This window comes from Desulfuromonas svalbardensis (genome assembly GCF_055389415.1).
In genome coordinates, this window is record NZ_AP042416.1 from 2,232,567 (window position 1) to 2,251,096 (window position 18,530).

Genomic DNA, 18,530 nt, shown 5'->3' on the forward strand with positions numbered 1-18,530 from the left:
GCTATGATTAAGGACACGCTTGATAAAGCAGAACAGTTGATGGTAAAGGCAATTGAAGCACTTCGCCGTGAACTGAGTAAGGCACGTACAGGCCGCGCTTCTATCTCTTTGCTTGATAGTGTTCGTGTTGATTATTATGGAACGCCTTCACCGCTGTCTTCAGTTGCAACGTTGGCAGTTCCTGAGGCGCGTTTAATTACAATTCAACCGTGGGAGAAAACACTTCTTCCCGAAATTGAAAAAGCGATCTATAAGTCTGATCTTGGCTTAACACCATCATCTGATGGTGAATTGATTCGCATCAATATTCCACCTTTGACAGAGGATCGTCGTAAGGAGATGGTTAAGCTTGTTAAGACTAAGTGCGAAGATGCTAAAATAAGTATTCGCAGTGCTCGTCGCGATGCCAATGAAGCACTTAAAAAACTTGAAAAAGATAAAGAGATTACTGAAGACGATTTGAAGCGCAGTGAGAAGAACTGTCAGGATCTCACCGATTCTTATGTTAAGAGAAGTGAAGAAGTTGTTGCAGATAAAGAGCGGGAGTTGATGGAAGTATAATTACCGTCATCTCTGTTGTGATTTTGAGGGGATCCATTATAGGGTCCCCTTTTTTTATTTTATAGTGCTCACGATGCTGGTAAGGGTGAATTTTTTAGTATACTTTATTTTTCCAGCCACTTAAAATCTGTGTTTCAATTTTAAACTTAACGATAACTTGCTGTTTGTTTATATTGAACAATCATCGGCAAGGGATGTCACTTATATAAATCAGTAGGAATATTACGAATGGTGTTACCTAAACATGTAGCCATAATTATGGATGGTAATGGTCGTTGGGCCCAATCGAAAGGCCTCCCGCGTGTCGCAGGTCATCAGCGGGGTGTGTTAACGGTAAGAGACACTGTTCAAGAGTGCTCGAAATTAGGAATCGAATATTTAACTCTTTATGCTTTTAGTTCGGAGAATTGGTGCCGGCCAGAGGGGGAAGTCGAGGCCCTGATGGGACTTCTCGGTCAATATTTATCGTCCGAATTAGCTCTTTTACAGGATCAACAAATTCGTTTTCACGTTATTGGTGATCTGTCAAAACTTCCAGAGAAAATTGGTGAGTCACTTAGCCATTCTATGTCCGTCACGTCGACAAACACAGGAATGACATTGACTCTTGCACTTTCCTATGGCTCCCGTAATGAGATACTTCGTGGAGTACAACGTCTCGTTGAGGATGATAGGTCGGGTTTGATTGATGCCTCTCAGCTCACTGAACAACAATTTTCCGATTATTTAGATACCGCACAATTGCCTGATCCTGATCTGTTGATTCGTACCAGTGGCGAGATGAGGATCAGTAACTTTTTATTATGGCAACTGGCGTATACTGAACTTTATTTTTGTTCCTGTTATTGGCCAGAATTTGATGCTTCACAGTTGCACGCGGCATTTGCAGATTATTCCAGACGCTGTCGTCGTTTTGGCGGTGTTTCATCAGCCCTGTCATCTAAACAACATCAAAATGAGTCTCTAGAGGAGGCCTCCCATTAAACAACGAATTATTACCGCCTTAATTGCGCTACCTATTGTATTGTTTTTTACGCTAGCCGTTTCTACACCGTGGTTTACTGCGGTTGTTTGTGGGGTAGCCGTGGTTGCTTTGTGGGAATTTTATAGCATGGTATTCACCCCAGAACGGAGCAGGGTCAAACTGTTTGCTGTAGCTGTAGGAGTTCCACTCGTTCTGGTGAATTCCTATTTCCCGCAAATGATTGTCCCCGTTGCTGGACTTCTATTTATGGGTTTTGCTCTTTACTTTCTCTGGCGCTATCAGGATATCAATACGGTTATTTCGGAAGTTGGCCTTCTTACTTTGGGTTGGGTATATATTCCTATTTTACTCAGCCCTTTGGTGCTCCTGCATAAACTCGAACATGGTAGCTTGTGGGTGTTGTTGGTACTGGTTATGACCATGATATGTGATTCCTGTGCATATTTTGTTGGCACCGCCTTTGGTAAACATCGTCTTTATCCTGCGATCAGTCCGAAAAAAAGTATTGAGGGTGCGATCGGTGGATTATTGGGGTCGGTATTGGCAGCCTTGGCAGCTCATCTTTGGTTATTGCCACAGTCAAGCTGGGTTGATTGTCTCATTGTGGGCATTTTGGCTGGTAGTATCGGTCAACTGGGTGACCTTTTTGAGTCCATGATCAAGCGCTATGCAAACATTAAAGACTCAGGAACGATCTTTCCAGGGCATGGCGGAATGCTTGATCGAATTGATAGTCTCTTATTTTCTTTTCCTGCAGTGTACGCCTATTTATATTTCACTTCAGGAACCTTTCATTGATGAAGGCGTTATCGATTCTTGGCTCGACAGGCTCTATTGGGGTAAGCACTCTTGATGTAGTTGCTGAATTTCCTGAGCGTTATTCAATTGTTTCGTTGAGTGCTGGGAGTAATTTAGCTCTGCTCGCTGAGCAAGTTCGTCGTTTTAAACCACAGTGCGTTTCTGTTGTTTCTGCTGATGATGTTGTGCGCTTAAAGTCGTTGCTTGGTGACGTGAAGGTTGAAATACTCTCTGGTGAAGAGGGTGCCAGTCAATGTGCAACGCACTCTGATGTTGCGATGGTTGTGTCAGCGATTGTCGGTGCTGCTGGGCTTGTTCCAACTCTTGCTGCAATTGGTGCGGGGAAGGATATCGCTCTGGCTAATAAAGAAACTTTGGTGATGGCTGGATCTCTCGTTATGGATTCTGTCCGCAGCAACGGTGTGAAGCTTCTCCCTGTTGACAGTGAACACTGTGCCATCCATCAGTCGTTAGCGGGGCATCGTCTAACTGATGTCCGTAAATTGATTCTTACTGCATCAGGTGGGCCATTTCGCACCTTTTCACGGCAACAGTTAGAGCAGGTCACCGTAGCGCAAGCTTTGTCACATCCGAACTGGACTATGGGAAAGAAAATATCGATCGATTCTGCCACAATGATGAACAAGGGACTTGAGGTGATCGAAGCACGGTGGTTGTTCGATATCGAGGCTCAGCATATCGATGTTCATGTTCATCCACAGAGCATTGTCCATTCAATGGTCGAATATGTCGACGGTACAGTGATCGCTCAAATGGGGATTCCTGATATGAAAACACCGATTGCTTACGCGTTATCATGGCCTGAGCGTCTTCCGTTACAGTTACCAGCCCTTGATTTGTGTGCTCTATCAGACCTAACTTTTAGCCGTCCTGACCTTGAGTTATTTCCTTGTTTAAAGCTGGCCTACCAAGCTCTTGAACAAGGAGGCTCAGCCCCTGTTGTTTTAAACGCGGCAAATGAGGTGGCGGTAGATTGCTTGCTTAATGATCGTATCCGTTTTTTAGATATACCAACGTTGATTGAGGAGGTGCTTAATCGCACACCTTATCAATGTGTAGATAGTGTTGAAGACGTGATTGGCATTGACGAACGAGCTCGTATGATGTCCTATGAATTAATTGGAAAACTTGGTTCGATGAAATGCACTAAGTAGCCTGAGGAGGCAAAATGGTAACAGTAATATCAGGCATTCTTATGTTGGGTGTCCTTGTTTTTATTCATGAACTAGGTCATTTTTGCGTCGCAAAACTCGCTGGCGTTAAAGTATTAAAGTTTTCGTTAGGCTTTGGTCCTCGATTAGTAAGCAAAACTTGGGGTGAAACCGAATACCTCATCTGCCTAATCCCTTTAGGTGGTTATGTACAAATGCTTGGTGAGGGCGTCGCGGATGATGAAACTGACCTAAGTGAAGAGGACCTGCAGCGCTCTTTTTCCAGAAAGTCGTTGCCTCGTCGCATGGCAATTGTTGCGGCTGGTCCAGCCATGAATTTAGTCCTGCCATTGTTACTACTACCAATCGCCTACATGGTTGGGGTGAACGTCCCAATTTTTTTAGATCAATCGCCTTGCGTGGGTTATGTTGTTTCTGACTCCGATGCTCAACGAGCTGGTTTTATCGCTGGTGATTGTATTCTTACTGTCAATGGCGCTGCTGTTGCCAGTTGGACTGAAACGGATAAAGCTTTAATTCCTTCTGTTGGCTCTGATCTTCAAATGAATGTTGAGCGCAACGGGGAGCAGTTGACGTTAGCTGTTCCTGCTGAAAATACCAGCTTGGAAGGGCTGCAGTCTCTTGGGTTGCTTCCTTATCAAGACGCCGTTATTGGTACGTTAAGTCCTAAGATGCCCGGGGAAATAGCTGGGTTGCAAGAAGGGGATCAGATCGTTCGTATCAACTCGACGCATATAGGATCTTGGTATGAACTTCATACCGTTATTCAAGAACTAGCGGGCGATGAAGGCCAGTTCGAAATTCAACGTGACGAGGCTCTTTTGACTGTGGCTGTGGCTCCTAAGTTTGATGATGAGCATGAGATGTGGTTGGTTGGTATTACCCCTTTGCAACGCTATGAAATGAAACGTTATGGTTTAATCTCTGCTACAAAGATTGGCTTTGAGCGAACCTTTGAACTGGTCGAATTGACACTTGTTTTCTTGCAGAAGATGGTTTCGGGTCATGTTCCTGCTAACAATATCGGTGGTCCGATCATGGTGATGCAGATTGCTGGACAGGCCGTACAGACAGGATTAAGTACTATTTTAACAGTGCTGTCTTTTTTAAGCATTCAATTAGGCATATTGAATCTGTTGCCCATTCCTGTCCTAGATGGTGGACACCTGTTTTTTAACTTTGTTGAATTGCTGTGGCGCAAGCCTTTATCGTTGCGATCGCGAGAAGTGTTGCAGCAGGTAGGGCTTGGTTTATTATTGATGTTAATGATTTTGGCTTTTTATAACGATATTGTCCGGATCTTTTTGTAATGGATAGCACTCAGCAATTATTTCTCTGTTTTGATAGTTCAACGCCTGCAGGAAGTGTGGCTTTAGTTCGTGAAGGATCAATCATTGCTGAACATTTGATTCAGGTGCAAAAACGCAGTCATTCCGATTATCTGATGAGATATGTTCATGAGTTACTCGAAGAAGTTGATGTGTCATTGTCTGATTTGAGTGGCTTGGTTGTTGTTAGTGGTCCAGGGTCTTTTACCGGCTTGCGTGTTGGTTTAGCGACGGTTCAAGGGTTAGCTCAGGCACTTTTACTACCAATTTATCCTGTGTCATCATTGCAGGTGATCGCTTATGCAAATGGTCCATCAGACCTTCCCGTTGTGGCCTTGATTGATGCTCGCAAGCAAGAGGTCTATGCAGCCTGTTATGAATGGAGTGATAGTATTCCTGTACTTCAGGGCTTAGAGCAGGTGATTACTCCGAAAGAGTTGTTACTGTCGATTCAGAAGCGCAGTTATTTTGTTGGAAATGGCGCCACGCTATACCAAAGCCTTATTGCTGAAGTAATGTTGGATCAGGCTCTTTTGTCAACGGCTGTGAATGATGTGCCAAGGGCCAGTGCTGCGGGGCTACTTGTTACAGCAATGGGTGGTAATGCGTTATCCGTCGAAGCTCGCTCTTTGCAACCAAGTTATGTACGCTTGTCAGATGCAGAGCTTCAAAAGCAAAAACAGTGATGTTTTTACGCGACTGTTTGTATCGATAAATACGATTGTTGATTTTAGCTTTATATTGAGTGAGATTATTGAGTATTGAATGATCAATAACCTGTCATATTCAGGATGTTGACATTTATCGAGAATTTGGTCTAATCTGTTTTGATACACTCTGGTGATTTATTTGAGTGTTGTCGTGTGGTGTACAATAGGTTGTAAATTGCTATGTGAACCTTTTTTAGGAGGTGTTCAATGGATGTAAGTCAGGATGTTATGTGTAGTCTTAGTGAAAATGATCCTCGCTTCCGTAAGCTATACGAAGAACACCAGTTGCTTGAAAAGCAATTGCAACGGCTGGACGATCTTACTTTCTTAACAACTGAGCAGGAAACAGAGAGAAAGAAAATTCAAAAAATGAAATTGTCAGGTAAGGATGAAATGGAGCAGTTTATTAGCGCTTTGTAGCGTTTATCCATTTTGCGATTTTTGATAGACTTAAAGGGCTTGAGAATTTCTCAAGCCCTTTTTGTACATCTTGAGGGTGTTTATTTATAGTAAATATAAGTTTGTTGAGGCGGTATTTTGAAGGTGCTCAATATCTGCCCAATGGTGAAATTAATTTTTGATTTAAAATGGTGTAAATGATGTCAAATTACCGTTCCGCTCAATCTGTTCAAGGTCGAAATATGGCTGGCGCACGCGCCTTATGGCAAGCAACTGGTGTTAAAAGTACAGATTTTGGTAAGCCCATTATTGCTGTCGTTAACTCTTTTACTCAGTTTGTTCCAGGGCATGCCCACCTGAAAGATTTAGGTCAACTTGTTGCTGAAGAGATTCAGCAACATGGCGGTATTGCCAAAGAGTTTAATACCATGGCTATTTGCGATGGTATTGCAATGGGTCACAATGGCATGCTGTACAGTCTGCCATCGCGTGAGTTGATTGCAGATACCGTTGAGTATATGGCTAATGCTCATTGTGTTGATGCTTTAGTGTGTATCTCAAATTGTGATAAAGTCACACCGGGTATGTTGATGGCTTCTATGCGCCTTAATATCCCTACTATTTTCGTCACAGGCGGTCCAATGGAGGCCGGCCATGCTCGTATTGGTGGTAAAGAGGTGGCTTTAGATTTGGTTGATGCCATGGTCGCTGCGGCAGATCCGGCAATGGCTGATGAAACAGTTCAAGCTTATGAGGACAAATCTTGCCCAACCTGTGGTTCCTGCTCAGGCATGTTTACTGCAAATTCGATGAACTGTTTGACGGAAGCATTGGGGATGAGTTTACCTGGCAACGGTAGTTTGTTGGCAACACATGCGTATCGCAAAGAGTTGTTTATAGAAGCCGGTCAGCGCATTGTTGATTTAACTAAACGGTGGTACGAAAAAGGTGACTCCACTGTTTTGCCGCAATCTATTGCAACAAAGGATGCATTCGAAAATGCGATGCGTCTTGATATTGCAATGGGTGGTTCAACCAATACCGTATTGCATCTCCTTGCTGTTGCTCGGGAAGCGGGTGTCGATTTTACCATGGAAGATATTAACCGACTTTCTTTGTCAACCCCGAACCTGTGCAAGGTTGCTCCTGCCGTTCAACATTACCATATGGAAGATGTTCATCGAGCTGGAGGGATTTTCGCAATACTCGCAGAGCTAGATCGCGCTGGTCTGATTCATCGCAATCTACCAACCGTACATTCTACAACAATGGGCGAGGCGATTGATCAGTGGGATGTGATTGGTTCAAGTGATCCTCAAGTGCGTAGACGCTATCTTGCAGCACCAGGACGCAAAACATGTTTGCAACCTTTTGCCCAAGAAACGCTGTGGGACGATCTCGATCTTGACCGTGAGGCGGGTTGTATCCGTCAGCAGAAAGATGCTTACAGTCAAGATGGTGGTTTAGCTGTTCTCTATGGCAACTTGGCTCCAGAGGGCTGCATTGTAAAAACGGCTGGAGTTGATGAGTCAGTTTGGACCTTTACTGGGCCAGCACGCATTTTTGAGAGTCAGGATGAGGCCATTGATGGTATTCTTGGCGATCAAGTTAAAGCGGGTGATGTGGTACTGATCCGCTACGAAGGTCCAAAAGGTGGACCTGGTATGCAAGAGATGCTTTATCCAACCAGCTATTTAAAGTCCAAGGGCTTAGGTAAAAGCTGTGCTTTAGTGACGGATGGTCGCTTTTCAGGTGGAACTTCAGGGCTGTCAATTGGTCATGTTTCCCCTGAATCGGCAGAGGGCGGCACTATGGCTTTAGTTGAAAACGGCGACATAGTCGTGATTGATATCCCGAATCGTGTTCTTCGGGTTGATGTGAGTGATCAAGAGCTTGATCAACGTCGTACCGCGATGCTGGCAAAAGGGGATAAGGCTTGGCAGCCAAAATCACGTCAGCGTGAGGTCAGTCGGGCGTTGCAAACTTATGCAGCAACCACAACAAGTGCTTCTCGTGGCGCAGTACGCGATATTGATCAACTTAAAAAGTAATTTTACGTTTTGATTCGTTATAATTTTTAATTGCGATAATCCAGTTTTAGTTCTGGAGGAGGAGGGTGAACGGTGAAAAAAACAGGATCTCAGATTTTACTTGAATGCCTGCGTTTGGAAGGGGTTGAAACCGTTTTTGGTTATCCCGGCGGTACGGTTATTAACATTTATGATGATTTGATGGATTCTCCAATTAATCACATTTTGAATCGTCATGAGCAAGCAGCTGTTCATGCGGCAGATGCCTATGCTCGAGTTACCGGTGAGGTGGGTGTCGCTATCGCAACGAGTGGCCCCGGTGCAACCAATACCGTCACTGGTATCGCCACAGCTTATATGGATTCAATTCCAATGGTTATCATTTGTGGTCAGGTACCCACCCCTTTGATCGGTAACGATGCGTTTCAAGAAGCTGATATGATTGGTATAACTCGTCCTGTCACTAAGCATAACTATTTAGTACGCGACGTTAAAGATCTTGCCAGAATTATGAAGCAAGCATTTTATATTGCTCGAACTGGACGTCCAGGCCCTGTTCTGGTTGATCTACCTAAAGATGTTCAGATGGATTCAGCGATTTTTGAATATCCTGAAACCGTTGAATTGCGCGGCTACAAGCCGACGATTATCGCCAATCCTCGCCAACTGAAGAAAGCTATTCAGATGATTTTGGAAGCGCGCAAGCCTATTCTTTATGTTGGTGGTGGAGCGACGCTTGCCGATGTTTCTGAGGATCTGTTGGCGTTTGCTGAAATGATTCAAGCACCCGTGACAACAACATTGATGGGGATGGCGAGCTTCCCACAAACCCATCCATTATCTGTTGGTATGCTCGGTATGCATGGGACGTTCTATGCCAATATGGCAGTAACCGACTCTGATCTACTCATCGCTCTTGGTGCACGGTTTGATGATCGAGTTACGGGTAAAATTGCTACATTTGCTCCCCATGCAAAAATCATCCATGTTGATATTGATCCAACATCCATCAAGAAAAATGTTCGTGTTGACCTTCCTTTGGTTGGCATGTTGCAGGATGTTTTACCTCGGCTCAATGAGGGCTTACAAGAAAAACGTGAAGAACTGTCTGAGGTTGTTGAGGCAACACAGGGGTGGCGTGATCAGATTGTTCAATGGAAAGAACAACACCCAATGTCTTATAAGCAAACTAAGACAACCATCAAACCACAGTTTGTCATCGAAAAACTGCGTGAACTGACAGATGACGATGCTATTATTACCACTGAAGTTGGTCAGCACCAGATGTGGACGGCGCAGTTCTTTGATTTTATTCAGCCTCGTACCTTTGTTACCTCGGGTGGCTTAGGGACCATGGGCTTTGGTTTGCCCGCAGCTTTGGGCGCGCAAGTGGCTTTCCCTGAGCGTCAGGTCATTGATATTTCAGGTGATGGATCATTTCAAATGAACTCGCAAGAACTTGCGACACTGGTTCAGTACCGTTTACCAGTCAAAATTGTTATTTTGAACAATAACTTTCTCGGTATGGTTCGTCAGTGGCAACAGTTGTTTTTTGATAAGCGCTATAGTCAAACTTGCATGGAATTACCCATCGATTTCGTTAAGTTAGCTGAAGCTTATGGTGCAACGGGCTTCCGCGCTACGAAACCTGAAGAGGTTGAAGAGATGATTAAAAAGGGCCTAGAAACTCCTGGTCCTGTCATCATGGAATTTAAGGTAGCTCGTGAAGAAAATGTGCTGCCAATGGTTCCTGCTGGTGCTGGCTTGAATGAGATGGTTTTGGTTTAACGGTATTTACTTCGGAGTTTGAAGTGGCTGTTTTGACCCATTTTGAGTGATTATAAGTTTATCAGGGGCTGTTTTGAAGTGGCAAAGCTGTTTTTTGACTCCCCTAAGGAGAGTGTTGTATGAAGCATACAATATCAGTTTTAGTTGAAAATGAGTTCGGTGTGTTGCCGCGGGTTTCTGGATTGTTCTCAGGGCGCGGATTTAATATTGATAGTTTGTCAGTGGCTCCAACTCTTGATCCAACGATTTCGCGTATGACCATTGTTACCAGTGGTGATGATCGGATTTTGGAGCAGGTGAGTAAGCAACTTAATAAACTGATTGATGTCATTAAGGTTATTGATTTTACCGAACAGGACTATGTTGAACGTGAGATGTTGATGGTTAAGGTTACTGCTGAAGCTGAATCACGAGCTGAAGTGTTACGCATTGTTGATATCTTTCGTGCCAAGGTTGTTGATGTAACTCCTCGTTCTTATTCGGTTGAAGCTACAGGGACCCCTGAAAAGTTGAATGCTTTGATCGAATTGCTACGGCCTCTTGGGCTTAAAGAACTTGTTCGTTCTGGCCCTATTGTTTTAGGTCGGGGTGCTAAAGCATGGAAGAGTGCTGAATAGTTCCTTTAGTGAGTAGGTGCTGAGCTTGTTCTATATATCAATTTCTGTTTGAAAAAATAGATGTTTTTAGCCAGCCTTTACTGTGATATACCAACGAGTATTAAATTGTGAACGTGATAGGGGATGAGCTTTTATCCCCTATCTTTCTTTTCCTCATTTCAACAGGTGCAATGCGATGCGAAACAAGAATCAACCTATTGCGGTAGAAGGTTACCCTTTTATTGGCCTTTTTGCTTTTATTACAGTTGTGTTTGCCTTGTTGGAGTGGAGCTTTCTTGCCATTGTTTTTCTGGCACTGACATTGTTTGCCGTTTACTTTTTTCGTAATCCAGACAGGACTGTTCCTCAGGGTGATGACCTTGTCATCTCACCAGCCGATGGAAAAGTTGTCTTTATTGACTTGGTTCAAGAAGATCGTTTTCTAAACGAGCAAGTATTGAAAATAAGTGTTTTTATGTCCGTTTTTAACGTTCATGTGAACCGCGTTCCTTGTTCAGGTAAGGTTGTCGATCAATTTTACAACAAGGGTCAATTTGTTAATGCTGCATTGGATAAGGCAAGCATTGAAAACGAGCAAGGTGGCATGGTGATTGAGACCGCTGCTGGCAAAAAACTATTGGTTGTGCAAATTGCAGGACTGATTGCTCGTCGTATTGTCACGTATCCTGTCGTTGGTGACTTGTTAGAGCGTGGTCAACGGTATGGCTTAATCCGTTTTGGTTCAAGAGTAGATGTGTATCTACCTAAAGATGCAGTTACAGATATTAAACTCGGTGATCGTTGTGTCGCTGGAGAAACCGTATTAGGTCGTCTCGTATGAGAAAAAGTCCACAAGAACGTAGAGAAAGCCTGAAAAAAGGCGTTTATATCCTGCCGAACCTCGTAACATCTGGAAGCTTGTTCGCTGGTTTTTATGGCATTGTTTCAAGCATGAATGGTCGATACGATATTGCAGCTTGGTTTATCTTTATCTCTGCTGTGCTTGATGCTTTAGATGGTAAAGTTGCCCGAATGACTAACACAACCAGTCAGTTTGGTGTCGAGTATGATTCCTTGGCTGACCTTGTTTCTTTTGGTGTGGCTCCGGGGATCTTAATGTATTCGTGGGCATTACAGCCATTTGGTAAGCTTGGTTGGTTGGCAGCATTTCTTTATGTTGTGTGTGGGGCGTTGCGTTTGGCACGTTTTAATGTTCAGGTTGAAACCGTTGGTTCGAAGCACTTTATCGGCCTACCGATTCCTGCTGCGGCAAGTATGGTTGGTGCTTGTGTTCTGCTCTTTTACCACTTGGGTGGGTCTGGTACGATTCGCATGGTGTCCGTATTGATATTGATCTACTGTCTTGCAATATTGATGGTAAGTAATGTTCCGTACTATTCATTTAAAGACCCTGAATTATTTAAAAGACGTCCGTTTGGCATGCTTGTTTTGTCAGTCGTGTTAATTATCGTCATTGTTGCTCAGCCAGAGCTGATGTTCTTCTTAATATTTTTGAGTTATATTATGTTTAGTCCTGTCATTGCGCTGGTGGCCTATTTGCGTAAGCGAAAACAGGAAAAAGTTTCAGAGGCCTAAACTAATTCTATTTTGAACGAAAAAACACATCGAACACTATTTCGATGTGACTGTTTAATTGACTTAGCTTTGTTGGCTGTGTTTATGTTGTCGTAAGTTAAATAAAAGTGATGAAGAGGAGTAGTAAGCTTTGATTCCTGTTGAGAGAGCTGACGGTTGGTGCAAGTCAGTACAGGTAAAAGCTGAACTCGCCTTGGAACTGCAATAGTGAACCTAAGTAACTATTGTCGTGAGCCTGCGTTAAGGGATGTTTTTGAGGGCTCTAATTTTTTGATGGAGCTGAAACAGGGTGGTACCGCGGAGTATTCAACAGGCCTTCGCCCCTGAACTATTGGGGGTGGAGGCCTGTTTTTTTATGTCGCACGTATTTAATCCGCAACTGAAGTGAAAGGAGTAGTGCTGTGGAATCTGACCTAGGTGGTCTAGTCTTATTGTCGCAATATGGTAAAATAAAAAATTGTTCCAGCACTATTTTGGTTGCGGAGCATAAACTTTTTGGAGGGTTTTATGTCTGATACAAACAAAGTTATTATTTTTGATACAACCTTACGTGATGGGGAACAGTCGCCCGGTGCGAGTATGACCATCGATGAAAAATTACGCATCGCTTTTCAACTTGAAAAAATGAATGTTGATGTCATGGAAGCAGGTTTTCCTATCGCTTCAATTGGTGACTTTGAAGCAGTTAAAAAAATTGCTCAAATGATCAAGGGACCTCAGATTGCGGGTCTTTGCCGTGCTAACGATCAAGATATTGATCGTGCTTGGGAGGCTCTCAAGTATGCAGGAGATCGTGGCCGAATTCATACGTTTATTGCTACCAGTGATATTCATATGAAGCACAAGTTGAGGATGACAGAAGACGAAGTTGTTGATACGGCAGTTAAGGCCGTAACGAGAGCGGCAAGTTATACAGCAAACGTTGAGTTTTCAGCAGAAGATGCTGTGCGTACACGGTTACCGTTTTTGGCTCGTGTGATTGAGGCAGTGATTGAGGCGGGTGCCACAACCGTTAATATCCCTGATACCGTAGGCTATACAATGCCTTCAGAGTATTATGCCATCATCACGTATCTTAAAGAAAATGTGCCTAATATTGATAAAGCCGTCATCTCAGTCCATTGTCATAATGATCTAGGTCTCGCGGTGGCCAATTCATTGGCCGCTGTGAGCGCTGGGGCTGGTCAGGTTGAGTGTACCGTTAACGGTATTGGCGAACGAGCTGGCAATTGTTCCCTTGAAGAAGTTGTCATGGCGCTGCGTACTCGGCAAGACTTGATGCCGTATTCAACAGGAATTGTTACCGAACATATTTATTCAACAAGTCGTTTGTTGACCACCATTACTGGCATTGTTGTACAGCCAAATAAGGCAATTGTTGGTGCCAATGCCTTTGCTCATGAGGCTGGTATCCATCAACACGGTATGTTGATGGAGAAAACAACCTATGAGATCATGACGCCAGAATCTATTGGCTTGACGAAGAATAAACTTGTTTTGGGCAAGCACTCAGGTCGTCATGCATTTAATAAACGGTTAGGTGACTTAGGCTATGCCCTTAGCAAGGAAGATCTTCAGAAGGCGTTTGTTCGCTTTAAGGCCCTTGCTGATATGAAAAAAGAGATCTTCGATGAAGATTTGGAAGCCATTATTGCTGATGAGATTATTCGTGTTCCTGAAAGATTTAAATTGATGGAGATGAATGTTTCATCTGGTTCATTTGCTGCTCCGACTGCCACAGTGCAAATGGAGGTCGATGGCGAAGTGAAAAAGACAGCCGTTATGGGTGACGGTCCTGTCGATGCGACCTTTAAGGCAGTAAAGGAACTTGTTGGTACCGATGTCCATTTACTTCATTTTTCTGTCGGGGCGATAACTGGTGGAACCGATGCGCAGGGCGAGTGTACTGTTCGTCTTGAGTTGGATGGCCGTGAGCAGCTTGGGCAAGGGGCACATCCTGACATTATTGTCGCTGCGGCAAAAGCTTATATCAATGCTTTGAATAAGATTGCCTCATTGCAGAAAAGAACACCTGTCGATCTTTAATTGATACGAGATCATTAACCAGCCCGGTAGACGGGACGCTGTTCAGGCGTCCCGTTTTGCTGTATGGTGTGCAACAAATAACGAGATGAATTTGCTGTTTATCGGTATAGTGATAACTGCTTATTGTATGTATTGATTGAAAAAGGAGAGTTTTATGGGCAAGACGATTTCAGAAAAAATATTTGAAAGCCATCTACGTGATGAGCCTTTTGAGGGCACAAAAGTTTTATCGCTTGATCGCGTGCTGTGTCATGAGATTACAACCCCAGTAGCGATTGCCGATCTAGAGTGGCGTGGAAAAGACCGTGTCTTTGACAAAACTAAGATTAAGGCTGTTGTTGATCACGTTACCCCATCAAAGGATAGCAAAACTGCCTTGCAAGCAAAAATGCTACGTGATTGGGCTCGTCGTCATGACCTTAAAGACTTTTTTGATGTTGGCCACAATGGTGTTTGTCATGCATTATTTCCTGAAAAAGGTTATATCCAACCTGGTTTCACTGTCATAATGGGTGACAGTCACACCTGTACTCACGGTGCATTTGGTGCGTTTGCCGCCGGTGTTGGAACAACTGACCTTGAAGTTGGTATATTAAAAGGCGTTTGTGCCTTTCGCGAGCCAGCAACGATTCGGGTAAATCTGGTCGGTGATTTGTCTGATGGTGTGTATGCCAAAGATGTTGTTCTTTATGTGATTAGTCAGCTTGGTGTTAATGGCGCAACGGATCGTGTTATTGAATTTGCCGGTTCTGTTGTTGATGACATGAGCATGGAAGCACGAATGACGTTATGTAATATGGCGATTGAAGCGGGTGGTACCAGTGGTATCTGTATGCCAGACCATGTCACAGTTGATTACTTATGGCCGTTTATTCAAGATCAGTATGCGACAAAAGAAGAAGCTGTTGCCGATTACCTAAAGTGGCATTCTGATGCTGATGCCAACTATGATCAAGTATTGGAATTTGATATTTCCAACCTAGCTCCTCAGGTAACATTCGGCTATAAACCAGATTGTGTTAAGCCTGTCTCTGAGTTGGCTGGCACGCGTATTGATCAAGTTTATATTGGCACCTGTACCAATGGCCGAATTGAAGATTTACGTGTTGCTGCGGCAATCTTAAAAGGTCGCCGTGTTGCCGATACTGTACGTGGTATTGTTTCTCCGGCAACACCAAAAATCTTTAGTGATGCAATGGCTGAAGGAATTATTCAAATCTTTATGGAAGCTGGGTTTTGCGTTACGAATCCAACCTGTGGAGCTTGTTTGGGTATGAGCAATGGTGTTTTAGCTAATGATGAAGTGTGTGCTTCGACGAGTAATCGTAACTTCAATGGTCGTATGGGTAAGGGTGGCATGGTTCACCTTATGAGTCCAGCGACTGCCGCGGCATCAGCTGTTACAGGTGTTATCACAGATGCACGTAGTTTATAATTTTTAGAGAGGAAATCGCAGATATGAAAAAAATATTTAAAGGCGCGACGATCTTTCTAGACCGCTCCGACATTAATACCGATGAGATTATTCCAGCAAAGTATCTAACTGAAGTGACCAAGGAGGCCCTGAAGCCGTACCTTTTGGAAGATCTTAAGTTGGACGGCTTTGATCCTCAGGGCCAAGCATTGAAAGATGCGCGTGTTGTTGTGTCACGGCAAAACTTTGGTTGTGGTTCATCTCGTGAACACGCACCATGGGTGTTTGAAGTGAACGATGTTCATACGGTTATTGCAGAAAGTTATGCCCGTATTTTCCGTCAGAATATGTTCAATGGCGGAATGTTAGCCATTGAGTTGCCTAAATCTGATATTGATCAGCTTTTCGCACTTACTGAGCTTGGGACTGTTGATATCGCTGTTGAGCTTGAATCGCAAACGATCAACGCCAGTTCAGGTGATAAAAAGATCCAAATTAGCTTTGGCGTTTCAGAATTTGATATGGCTCTTGTTAAGGCTGGTGGCTGGGTCGAATTTGCAGATGAGCGTTATTAATTCGCAGCTATGATTGATTGTATTTGAGGGGCCGGTTTATTCCGGCCTTTCTTATTTGAATATTTGAGCTATTGTGTCGTTTTTGGCTCAGACGATGTGTCGTTGTTGGCTCATGTTGGGGGTGCGGTTCTAGTTGGGTGGAAAATTGTTTGACATTTATTGGCGCAGATTTCTATAGTGCCACTCATTGTTTTGCAAATTCATCTGCTTGGTCGTGTGAACTGTGGCAGATTTGTTACATTAATTTTAGTTTTGAGGAGGGTTACCGTGGCTGAAAAGAGTTTTAATATTGCAGTGCTTCCTGGGGATGGCATTGGTCCTGAAGTAATGACTGAGGCATTGAAGGTTCTTGGCGCTATTGAAAATAAGTTTGGCGTTGTTTTCAATAAGTCGATGGCAAATGTTGGTGGTGCAGGAATTGATAATGAGGGAAAAGCACTTCCCGAAACAACCGTCGAACTCTGCAAGAAATCCGATGCAATTTTATTTGGTAGTGTCGGTGGTCCGAAATGGGAATCATTACCTCCAGATGAGCAGCCAGAACGTGGCGCTCTGTTGCCATTACGTAAAATTTTTGGTCTGTTCTGTAATTTACGTCCAGCCATCATCTTCCCTGCTTTGATCGGCAGCTCTTCCCTCAAGGAGAGTGTTATTGAGGGTGGCTTTAATATCTTAGTTGTTCGTGAACTAACAGGTGGTATCTATTTTGCTGATCCTAAAGGGGTTGATGAGGTGGACGGTGTGCGTCGTGGTTTTGATACCATGCTTTATACTGAGCCTGAGATCGAAAGAATTACACGTGTCGCTTTTGATGTGGCGCGTAAGCGGGGCAGCAAAGTGTGTAGTATTGATAAAGCCAATGTTCTTTCAACTTCAGTGCTATGGCGCGAAGTGGTAGAGCGCGTTTCCAAAGATTACGCTGATGTTGAATTGTCACATATGTATGTTGATAATGCCGCGATGCAGTTGGTTCGCTGGCCTAAGCAGTTTGATGTTATGTTGTGCGGTAACATGTTTGGCGACATTATCTCTGATGAAGCTGCAATGTTGACAGGTTCTCTTGGTATGCTCCCTTCGGCTTCTTTAGCTGAGGGAACTTTTGGTATGTACGAGCCTTCAGGTGGTAGTGCTCCTGATATTGCTGGTCAGGGAATTGCCAACCCAATCGCTCAGATTCTTTCAACATCAATGATGTTACGCTACTCTTTTGCTATGACAGATGCTGCCGATGCGATTGATAAAGCGGTTGAGAAAGTGTTGAATGATGGCTACCGTACTGGCGATATTTTCCAAGGTACAGAAGGTGAGAAGAAGGTTAATACCAGTGGGATGGGCGATGCGATCATCGCAGCTCTGTAACCATTATATAGTCAAATTTTAATTTCGAATAAAGGATCAAAAGAATGAAAGTCGGTTTTGTCGGTTGGCGTGGCATGGTTGGTTCGGTTTTGTTGCAACGGATGCAAGAGGAAGATGATTTTTCTGGTATCGAACCAGTATTTTTCTCAACATCTCAAGTGGGTATCCCTGCTCCAATGGACGCGGGTGTTTTGCGTGATGCAAAGGATATCAATGAACTGAAAAAGCTGGATGTGATTGTTACCTGTCAGGGTGGTGATTATACTAACGCTGTACATCCTGAATTACGTAAAGCTGGCTGGAATGGTTATTGGATTGATGCGGCAAGTTCGCTGCGCATGCAGTCGGATGCTGTAATCATTCTTGATCCTGTTAACCGTGACGTGATCGATGCAGCACTTGAAAACGGTCAAAAAGATTTCATCGGTGGTAATTGTACGGTGAGTTTGATGTTGATGGCTATTGGTGGGCTTTTTCGTGCAGGCTTAGTTGAATGGGTTTCATCCATGACGTATCAAGCTGCTTCGGGAGCTGGAGCACCAAATATGCGCGAGCTTTTAAGTCAGATGGGTGTCCTTCAGGGCTCTGTCAGTGAATTGCTTTCTGATCCGTCTTCAGCCATTCTTGATATTGATAAAAAAGTAACTGAAACACTTCGTGGTGATTCTTTGCCGCACAGTGAATTTGGTTATGCTTTGGCTGGCAGTGTTTTGCCTTGGATTGATCGTGAAGTTGAGGATGGCCAAAGTCGGGAAGAGTGGAAGGGGCATGCTGAAACAAATAAGATTCTCGCAGCAGATCAAGAAATTCCTGTTGATGGAATTTGTGTGCGAATCGGTTCTATGCGCTGTCATAGTCAGGCTTTGACGATCAAGCTCAATAAGGATCTCCCTATTGAGGAGATTGAGCAGTTGATTGCAAATGATAACCAATGGGTTAAGCTTGTTGCCAATACTAAAGAGGAAACATTGGCGCACCTTACCCCGGCAGCCATTTCAGGAACGCTCACTGTCCCTGTTGGGCGTGTTCGTAAGATGAGAATGGGCCCTGAGTATTTGTCAGCATTTACCTGTGGCGATCAATTGCTTTGGGGCGCGGCAGAGCCCTTACGTAGAATGTTGCAATTGTTGCGTGAGAAATAGTTTCGTAAAG

The 18,530-nt window shown here is 43.8% G+C and carries 17 protein-coding genes and 1 other annotated feature; all 17 genes read left to right on the forward strand.

What is annotated here, in order from left to right; translation table 11 throughout:
- The first annotated feature begins 3 nt into the window (after positions 1-3).
- The 17 genes from frr (at position 4) to asd (ending at position 18,520) form a co-directional block, all read left to right on the forward strand.
- Positions 4-561 (forward strand): ribosome recycling factor, encoded by a 558-nt coding sequence (gene frr, locus ACZ5KY_RS10035; RefSeq protein ID WP_464243760.1) that lies wholly within the window; start codon positions 4-6, stop codon positions 559-561.
- Between the two features lie 228 nt (positions 562-789).
- Positions 790-1,545, forward strand: coding sequence for an isoprenyl transferase (locus tag ACZ5KY_RS10040; RefSeq protein ID WP_464243761.1), 756 nt, complete (start codon positions 790-792; stop codon positions 1,543-1,545).
- Positions 1,546-1,585: 40 nt separating this feature from the next.
- A complete protein-coding gene (locus ACZ5KY_RS10045; RefSeq protein ID WP_464243762.1) occupies positions 1,586-2,344 on the forward strand; it encodes a phosphatidate cytidylyltransferase in 759 nt (252 codons plus the stop codon).
- A complete protein-coding gene (locus tag ACZ5KY_RS10050; RefSeq protein WP_464243763.1) occupies positions 2,344-3,519 on the forward strand; it encodes a 1-deoxy-D-xylulose-5-phosphate reductoisomerase in 1,176 nt (391 codons plus the stop codon). The genes ACZ5KY_RS10045 and ACZ5KY_RS10050 overlap by 1 nt, the downstream gene beginning before the upstream one ends.
- A 14-nt stretch (positions 3,520-3,533) precedes the next feature.
- Complete coding sequence (rseP, locus tag ACZ5KY_RS10055; protein ID WP_464243764.1) at positions 3,534-4,847, forward strand: RIP metalloprotease RseP; 1,314 nt, start codon at positions 3,534-3,536, stop codon at positions 4,845-4,847.
- Positions 4,847-5,551 carry a tRNA (adenosine(37)-N6)-threonylcarbamoyltransferase complex dimerization subunit type 1 TsaB gene (gene tsaB / locus ACZ5KY_RS10060; protein ID WP_464243765.1) on the forward strand — a complete coding sequence of 235 codons (705 nt, stop codon included), beginning with the start codon at positions 4,847-4,849 and terminating at the stop codon, positions 5,549-5,551. Before rseP ends, tsaB begins: the two co-directional genes overlap by 1 nt.
- A 231-nt stretch (positions 5,552-5,782) precedes the next feature.
- Positions 5,783-5,995 carry a DUF465 domain-containing protein gene (locus tag ACZ5KY_RS10065; protein ID WP_464243766.1) on the forward strand — a complete coding sequence of 71 codons (213 nt, stop codon included), beginning with the start codon at positions 5,783-5,785 and terminating at the stop codon, positions 5,993-5,995.
- 179 nt (positions 5,996-6,174) lie between these two features.
- On the forward strand, positions 6,175-8,025 hold the full coding sequence (gene ilvD, locus ACZ5KY_RS10070) for a dihydroxy-acid dehydratase (RefSeq protein WP_464243767.1): 1,851 nt from the start codon (positions 6,175-6,177) through the stop codon (positions 8,023-8,025).
- A 72-nt stretch (positions 8,026-8,097) separates the two neighbouring features.
- Entirely contained in the window at positions 8,098-9,792 is a 1,695-nt protein-coding gene (gene ilvB, locus ACZ5KY_RS10075; RefSeq protein WP_464243768.1) for a biosynthetic-type acetolactate synthase large subunit, read from the forward strand.
- A gap of 119 nt (positions 9,793-9,911) precedes the next feature.
- Entirely contained in the window at positions 9,912-10,409 is a 498-nt protein-coding gene (gene ilvN / locus ACZ5KY_RS10080) for an acetolactate synthase small subunit (RefSeq protein WP_464243769.1), read from the forward strand.
- 175 nt (positions 10,410-10,584) lie between these two features.
- Positions 10,585-11,229, forward strand: a complete 645-nt coding sequence (locus tag ACZ5KY_RS10085; protein ID WP_464243770.1) for a phosphatidylserine decarboxylase family protein — start codon at positions 10,585-10,587, stop codon at positions 11,227-11,229.
- Positions 11,226-11,984 carry a CDP-diacylglycerol--serine O-phosphatidyltransferase gene (gene pssA / locus ACZ5KY_RS10090; RefSeq protein ID WP_464243771.1) on the forward strand — a complete coding sequence of 253 codons (759 nt, stop codon included), beginning with the start codon at positions 11,226-11,228 and terminating at the stop codon, positions 11,982-11,984. The genes ACZ5KY_RS10085 and pssA overlap by 4 nt, the downstream gene beginning before the upstream one ends.
- Positions 11,985-12,085: 101 nt before the next feature.
- Positions 12,086-12,312, forward strand: a binding site (T-box leader).
- Positions 12,313-12,491: 179 nt separating this feature from the next.
- Positions 12,492-14,030 (forward strand): 2-isopropylmalate synthase, encoded by a 1,539-nt coding sequence (locus ACZ5KY_RS10095; protein ID WP_464243772.1) that lies wholly within the window; start codon positions 12,492-12,494, stop codon positions 14,028-14,030.
- A gap of 154 nt (positions 14,031-14,184) precedes the next feature.
- Entirely contained in the window at positions 14,185-15,465 is a 1,281-nt protein-coding gene (locus ACZ5KY_RS10100) for a 3-isopropylmalate dehydratase large subunit (RefSeq protein WP_464243773.1), read from the forward strand.
- A 23-nt stretch (positions 15,466-15,488) separates the two neighbouring features.
- The gene (locus ACZ5KY_RS10105) at positions 15,489-16,019 is read left to right on the forward strand and encodes a 3-isopropylmalate dehydratase small subunit (protein ID WP_464243774.1); all 531 of its coding nucleotides are present in this window, start codon (positions 15,489-15,491) and stop codon (positions 16,017-16,019) included.
- A gap of 267 nt (positions 16,020-16,286) precedes the next feature.
- Positions 16,287-17,378 carry a 3-isopropylmalate dehydrogenase gene (leuB, locus tag ACZ5KY_RS10110; protein ID WP_464243775.1) on the forward strand — a complete coding sequence of 364 codons (1,092 nt, stop codon included), beginning with the start codon at positions 16,287-16,289 and terminating at the stop codon, positions 17,376-17,378.
- Between the two features lie 44 nt (positions 17,379-17,422).
- Complete coding sequence (gene asd / locus ACZ5KY_RS10115) at positions 17,423-18,520, forward strand: aspartate-semialdehyde dehydrogenase (RefSeq protein ID WP_464243776.1); 1,098 nt, start codon at positions 17,423-17,425, stop codon at positions 18,518-18,520.
- Positions 18,521-18,530: the final 10 nt, after the last annotated feature.